Annotated in this window: 6 protein-coding genes; 4 read left to right on the top strand and 2 right to left on the bottom strand. The window is 55.9% G+C overall.

Features of this window, described 5'->3' with window-relative positions:
• Positions 1 to 735 precede the first annotated feature (735 nt).
• From ABEA92_RS04140 to ABEA92_RS04125, 4 genes are all read left to right on the top strand, one after another.
• Positions 736 to 1,896: a C45 family autoproteolytic acyltransferase/hydrolase gene (locus ABEA92_RS04140; RefSeq protein WP_345682522.1), complete on the top strand. Its 1,161-nt coding sequence runs from the start codon at positions 736 to 738 to the stop codon at positions 1,894 to 1,896.
• A gap of 15 nt (positions 1,897 to 1,911) precedes the next feature.
• Positions 1,912 to 3,300 carry an aspartate aminotransferase family protein gene (locus ABEA92_RS04135; RefSeq protein WP_345682521.1) on the top strand — a complete coding sequence of 463 codons (1,389 nt, stop codon included), beginning with the start codon at positions 1,912 to 1,914 and terminating at the stop codon, positions 3,298 to 3,300.
• A gap of 178 nt (positions 3,301 to 3,478) precedes the next feature.
• Entirely contained in the window at positions 3,479 to 3,970 is a 492-nt protein-coding gene (locus ABEA92_RS04130) for a VOC family protein (RefSeq protein WP_345682520.1), read from the top strand.
• Positions 3,967 to 4,368, top strand: a complete 402-nt coding sequence (locus ABEA92_RS04125; protein ID WP_345682519.1) for a DoxX family protein — start codon at positions 3,967 to 3,969, stop codon at positions 4,366 to 4,368. The genes ABEA92_RS04130 and ABEA92_RS04125 overlap by 4 nt, the downstream gene beginning before the upstream one ends.
• An 11-nt stretch (positions 4,369 to 4,379) precedes the next feature.
• On the opposite strand, the gene ABEA92_RS04120 is transcribed toward ABEA92_RS04125, so the two are convergent.
• Both ABEA92_RS04120 and ABEA92_RS04115 read right to left on the bottom strand, forming a co-directional pair.
• Positions 4,380 to 5,750, bottom strand: coding sequence for a hypothetical protein (locus ABEA92_RS04120; protein ID WP_345682518.1), 1,371 nt, complete (start codon positions 5,748 to 5,750; stop codon positions 4,380 to 4,382).
• Between the two features lie 135 nt (positions 5,751 to 5,885).
• Positions 5,886 to 6,200: a winged helix-turn-helix transcriptional regulator gene (locus ABEA92_RS04115; protein WP_345682517.1), complete on the bottom strand. Its 315-nt coding sequence runs from the start codon at positions 6,198 to 6,200 to the stop codon at positions 5,886 to 5,888.
• Positions 6,201 to 6,271 lie beyond the last annotated feature (71 nt).

Genomic DNA, 6,271 nt, shown 5'->3' with positions numbered 1-6,271 from the left:
CAACAAAGACTTGCAAGCCTGGCTGGTGCAACATGGCTTGAAGGATTCGACCCAATCGCGTCGCACGATCGCCTATGCAGGGGTGTAACAAAAACAAACCGGGGAAAATCCGCTTTTCACCATCCCACTCGTAGCCTCGTCCACTACATCCAGCGCTGGGACTCGTGGTCTCGTCCACTACATCCAACGCTCGGATCGTAGCCTTTAAAGCTGGCCGAGCTACGCTCATTCCAGTAAAGCCGCTAGCGGCACGGCCCTAACGCCACCGGAGGGTTCATGTCATTCGGGAAACATTTTGAAATGACGAAGTTATTTCCGAACGGTTGCTAACGGGAGCTCACTCAATGATTCCTACCTACCTGCCACAAGAATTCGCTTTTCCATTCCCAGCATCGGTTAGAAGCAGCTCGGTTGATGTGGTCGACTCGGTGCGAGCCCACTGCGATGTTTTTGGCTGTTGACCCAGTTTGTTGGGGAGATCGCAAACTCGAGGAGCTATTGCCAAGAACCTGTGTTGTCAGAGTATATTACAACAAGCGACACTGCTGGATTTGAGATGCATCCGTTGATCGATCTTCTACTCTGTGAACTGCGACTGTGGCAGTGAATGACTGCATGGGCGCCCGGCATCCTAGCAAGGTTGGTTAGCTGCGGCGGAGGAGATTGTCGTACCGCTGGATTTCTTCTTCTTTCCTTATTTGGCTGTTTGTTTGTCCTGACCAGGAATCCCGTTTAATGCCCTCGATCGAAATGCTGACAATTGACGGTGATGCCGCTGCGATGGGGCACGCCCATGGCACGGCGTTTCGCAGCGAAATTCAAACGCTGACCGAAGAACGGATGCGGCTTTGCCACGACCGTTTTTGGATCGGCGAAGGCAATATGGCAGTCGACCCCGCGGCGCTTGCCGATGCTTGTTGGGAGCAACAACGGCGGTACGACGATTTGACCACGGTTGAGCTTGAAGCCATCGCGCGGGCCGCCGATGTGCCTGCCCGCGATCTGCTGGTGACCGGTGGCTTCACGGACTTTGTCGACGCTCTTCGCGGAACCGCATCCGGAGGTGCCATCAGCCGCAAACCGGTTGATGACCCAGGCCAATGTACCGCCGTGTTGGTGGCCGCCGACGCGGCTGCGGACGGGCGTCCGCTGTTGGCACAAACTTGGGACATGCACCCCACGGCGACGCCGTATATTCGCGTTTTGAACCTGCGGTCGACCGACCAGCCGGCCGCAGTGGTGTTCACGGTCACCGGATGCCCGGCCATGATTGGTATCAACGAACATGGGCTTGCGATCGGGATCAACAACATGGTCACCGCGGACGGACGCGCCGGGGTGATGTGGACCAGCGTGGTTCGCCGCATGCTTCGCGCTCGCGATGCGGACGAAGCGCTTTCGCACCTGAAAAACGCTCCGGTGGCCGGCGCCCATCACTACCTGTTGCTGGATGCGAAGAGCATCGGATACAGCGTCGAACGCTCGCCGACGCGTTTTGCCGTTCGCGTTTTAGAGTCGACGCTCGCTCACACCAATCACTGTTTGAACCCCGATCTGATCTCGATCGAACCGCCTCGCGGCGATGCGCCCTTGTATAGCACACGTAATCGTCTGCGAGCGGCCGAACAGTGGCTTGAAACGCATCCAAGCGATTGCTCGCGTCGCGGGCTGTGGCAACTACTAAACCGGTTTGATGAACGCGATCCCTTGGGCTCGATCTGCCATGGCCCCCAGCCAGACTACGATGTCGAGACCGGCGGCGCCGTCGTGATCTCACCTCGCGACGCCGCGATGGATGCGGTTTGGGGCCAGGGTGACATTCGCGATGACGCGGATCGAATGGCACCTCAGACCTTTCACGTACTTAGTCACTCTGAAACACCACCCACCAATTAATTGGGAACGCCCATTATGTCTTCGACTCCTACCGCAAACGCCACCATTCGGATCAACGGTCCGCTTCCTGGGGCAAACGCTCGGGCGATCCTCGAGCGACGCGACGCGACAACCGTCCGCGGTCTGTACCGCTCGTGTCCGATCGTGGCGGACCATGCCACCGGTGCCACGGTGACGGATGTCGACGGCAACGTCTTCATCGACTTGGCGGGCGGCATCGGTGCCCTGAATGCGGGGCATTGTCCACCCGAGATTACTGCCGCGATCCACAATCAAGTCGACCGGCTGCTGCATCTGTGTAGCATCGTCGGAACGTATGAATCGATGGTGCAGTTGAACGAAAAGCTTCACGAAATCGTGCCAATTCGAGGTCCGAAGAAAACGCTGCTGTGTAACACGGGAGTCGAAGCTGGCGAGAACGCGGTAAAGATTGCTCGCTATGCAACGGGCCGCCAAGGAATCATTGTCTTCGAGGGAGCATTTCACGGTCGCAGTCTGCTGGGGATGACCATGACTAGCAAGTACGACCTGTTCAAACGTGGCTTCGGGCCGTTTGCCAGCGAGGTCTATCGTGTGCCCTTCCCCTACGAGTACCGCGAAAAAATCGACGGGATGAGTACCGAAGAATTTTGCGAACTACGAATTCGTGACCTGAAAAAGGCGTTTGTAGCGCAGATCGATCCGACCAGCGTCGCGGCGGTCATCATCGAACCGGTCCAGGGCGAAGGCGGCTTCGTTCCAGCACCGCCAGCCTACCTTCGTGCCCTCCGCGAACTGACCGCCCAGCACGGCATTCTGCTAGCCAGCGACGAAGTGCAGACTGGCTTTGGCCGCACCGGAAAGATGTTTGCGATCGAGCATACGCCGGGGTGCGGAACCGAGTGGGATGTCGACATGGTGATCATGGCCAAAAGTATCGGATCCGGGCTGCCGATTGCCGCGGTCACCGGCAAGGCTGAGGTGATGGACAAGCCGCACATCGGCGGTTTGGGATCGACGTACGGTGGAAACCCTGTCGCTTGTGCGGCCGCCGTCGCGACGATCGACTATTTGCGGGACCATCAACTCGCTGACCGAGCCACCGAGATCGGCGACGTCTGTCGCGATTACTTCAGTCGCTGGCAAGCAAAACACGACACGATCGGTGACGTGCGATGCCTTGGTGCCATGTGTGCAATCGAGTTCGTCAAGGATCGAGTGACGAAGGAGCCGAATTCGGTGCTGCCACCGCTGATTGTCGAAGAGGCGTTCCAGCGTGGGCTGATCATGATCCGGGCCGGACTGTACGGTTCCTGCATTCGCTCGCTGGTTCCACTTGTGATCACCGACGACCAATTGCACGAAGCCATGCAGGCACTCGAGGCGGCGATCGATGCGGCAGTACAGCGAGCCGAAACGACCTAAGTAAGCACGTGAACGATGCCGTCACCGAAGCGGGCGGTGTATTGATCCATCCGCTTTGGCGTTATTTGCGATGCTGCATCGAGCAATTTGCAGAAACTTGAAAAATTGCTCGGTGGCTGTCGATTGAGGCTGATGTCATTCGACCACAAGACACAACCTCGAAGAAATGGAGACCCAAATGGCTGCAAAACAAACGATTACGCCTTGTCTGTGGTTTGACAACAATGCCGAGCAAGCGGCGGAGTTCTATACATCGGTTTTTGATAATTCAAGAATTATCAGTAAGGTGATCAACCACGACGATTGGCCGGGGGGGAAGGCAGGAGAGGTTGTTGTCGTGGAATTCGAGCTGAAAGGCCAACGGTATCAGTCGCTCAATGGCGGCCCGAGCCAACCGTTCAATGATCGCGTTTCCTTGTCAGTGACCTGCAAAGACCAAGCGGAAGTCGATCGTTACTGGGACGCACTTACCGCCGACGGAGGCGAGCCAATCATGTGTGGCTGGTTGAAGGACAAATTTGGATTGCGATGGCAAATTGTGCCCGAAGCATTCTTCAAATTCGTCAGCGACCAAGACATCGAAAAATCGCGTCGTGTGATGCAAGCGATGACACAGATGGTAAAACTTGACGTTCAAGCACTCACTCGAGCCTATGAGGGACAGCCGTGACCGAATCAAAGAAATTGCGAACCACTGGATGGGTATTGAGTATTCTCATTTCCTTGATGTTGATTGGTGCAAGTGCAAGCGGCAAATTTACCGAGTGGGAAGGCAAATCCGAAATGTTTGCCAAGTTGGGATGGAGCGAAGAGGTGATGTTTAAAATCGGCATCGTCGAAGTGATCGTCGCGGTGCTGTTTTTGATCCCTCGCACCGCCTTCGTTGCCGCCATCCTGCTGGCCGCCTACTTGGGCGGGGCAACGGCAGCACACGTTCGCGTCGGCGAAGCGTTTTTCGTTCCCATTATCCTCGGAATTGTGGCATGGATCTCGCTGGGGTTGCGACAACCCGACATTTTCCGGCTGGCCTTTGGCAAACCCGATCGGCCCAAAGTGCAACAGGATTGACTGCCAATGCGTTATTTCAGCTCGATCCGGCGGGTTAGGTCGATGGTATTCGGCTCGCGGTCCACGTCGGCACGAGTGGAATGGAGCGGTTGGGCGACGACACCACCGAACCGAGCTTCGCTGACAATGACCGGGCGTCCATGGATCAGACAAATCACCGAGCGACATTCGTGTGGCGGTGAACTTGCGTCGTCGGCATAGCTATAGCAAAACCCACCGGAAAAACTGACGTTGCTAAATTGCAGCCGTCGGCCATTTCCATCTTCGGCCAGCGACAAACATGCATTGCAGATGTACCACGGATAGCGGAGAAACGCACGTTGCTTGGCACCGCAAACAGGGCAATGGTGATCGGCTAAGCTCTCTGGATTCGGCTGTCCTGGCGAGCTCGTATCGCTGCGTTGCTGCGAGAATGAATTCACGAGCTTTTGCACCGATGCGTTGGACGACCGGTAACCGACGACTTTGACATCCAAGTCAACCGAGTCAAATTTTCGGCATGCCCGCTCGATGGCTGACAGGATCCATGACTCACGATTTCCAAAGGCACCGCCGCCAAGCAACGTCAAGAACACGGTGTTGTTGCCCGATTGAGCCGCATTGATTGTGGCCGCAGCAAGTGTCGCTTCGTAGGCAGCTTCCAGGATCAACCTAGCCAATGGCTCCCACTGAGCCTCGGCAAGACGACTGTAGGCGACGGGCATCGCCGAGCAATAGATTTGGGAAACGAGGTGACTGCACCCTGAGAGCGTGACTTGGGTGTTCCACTGGATTCCCACTTTCAATTTCGTTCGCAGCGCATCGAGATCGTTTTCGGGCAAAGGTCCTAGCGCCGCGTTGATTTCTCTCAATCCCGCCGACGACGGTAATGCATAGCCGTTTCGCATGGTCCACAAACGATTGTGGTCATTCCCGAGCGATTTGCCGAAATCATCAAGACAGTCGATTTGCAAGTTCCGCGATTGACCGATTTGGTTCTCAAACGGCACAAAGTAGTTGCGGAAGATGGTTCCTGCCCCGCACGCGATTGCGCATGCGGGGCCTTGAGTTCGGTCGTGCTCGTAGATTCCGATTCCTTGTTCCGGAGTCACGCTCGGTGAAACCATTTCGAGCAGATTGAATTGCGACGCGACTTGAAACATCGCTCCCGCATTGGACGGATCGACGTGCAGAGCCTGGGCATCACCTACCCATTCGTCCAGCTTTAATTGTCCACCGGGTTTGATCACTCGGCGGGATCGCTCACGCAATTCGGCGAGCGAAACGACTTCCAGGCGTCCCGATTGAAACGATTTTCCGTTGACCTTCGAAGTCAACTGACCTTCATGGACCGAGATAAACTGTTGAACTTGCGAATGAGACTGTTCGGAAAACCCAACCAATTTTGTAAACCAATCGTTTCGATGTGCCGGTAGCAAAGGTTATTTCCCCCTAAGGAGCGAGGCTCGGATTTGTGCCAAACTAAAACAAAACGGCGTCGGGTTTCGTTTTCCGGTGCATGGCGTGATGCACGCTCGTTATCCGCTTTTCGCAATTATTGCATGCCGATGAAGCTCGTCCACTTCGTCGATGATCTCGAGCAACCGTCGACCAAACGCCGTCAACGTGTATTCGACTCGTGGTGGAATCTCCGGATAACTCGTCTTCTCGACCACCCCATGTTCGACGAGTCGCTTGAGTCGCTCGGAAAGGACTTTTGCGGTCATGCCATCGACCGAACGTTCCAGTTGCCCCGGTCGCTGGATGCCACCATGGATTTGCCGGAGCAGCGCCACCATGTAGCGGCACCCCAAACATTTCTCAAAGACTTCGGTGACGTCTCGCTCGCTCATCTGTTTTAGATTCCTACGCGAAAGTAAGTACCGCACAAATTTGTGCCCGGTTGATCCTGTGTCTCGATCGA

It is taken from the genome of Novipirellula caenicola (assembly GCF_039545035.1).
GTDB classification, from domain to species: Bacteria; Planctomycetota; Planctomycetia; order Pirellulales; family Pirellulaceae; genus Novipirellula; species Novipirellula caenicola.
This window is presented reverse-complemented; position numbering and strand designations above follow the sequence as displayed.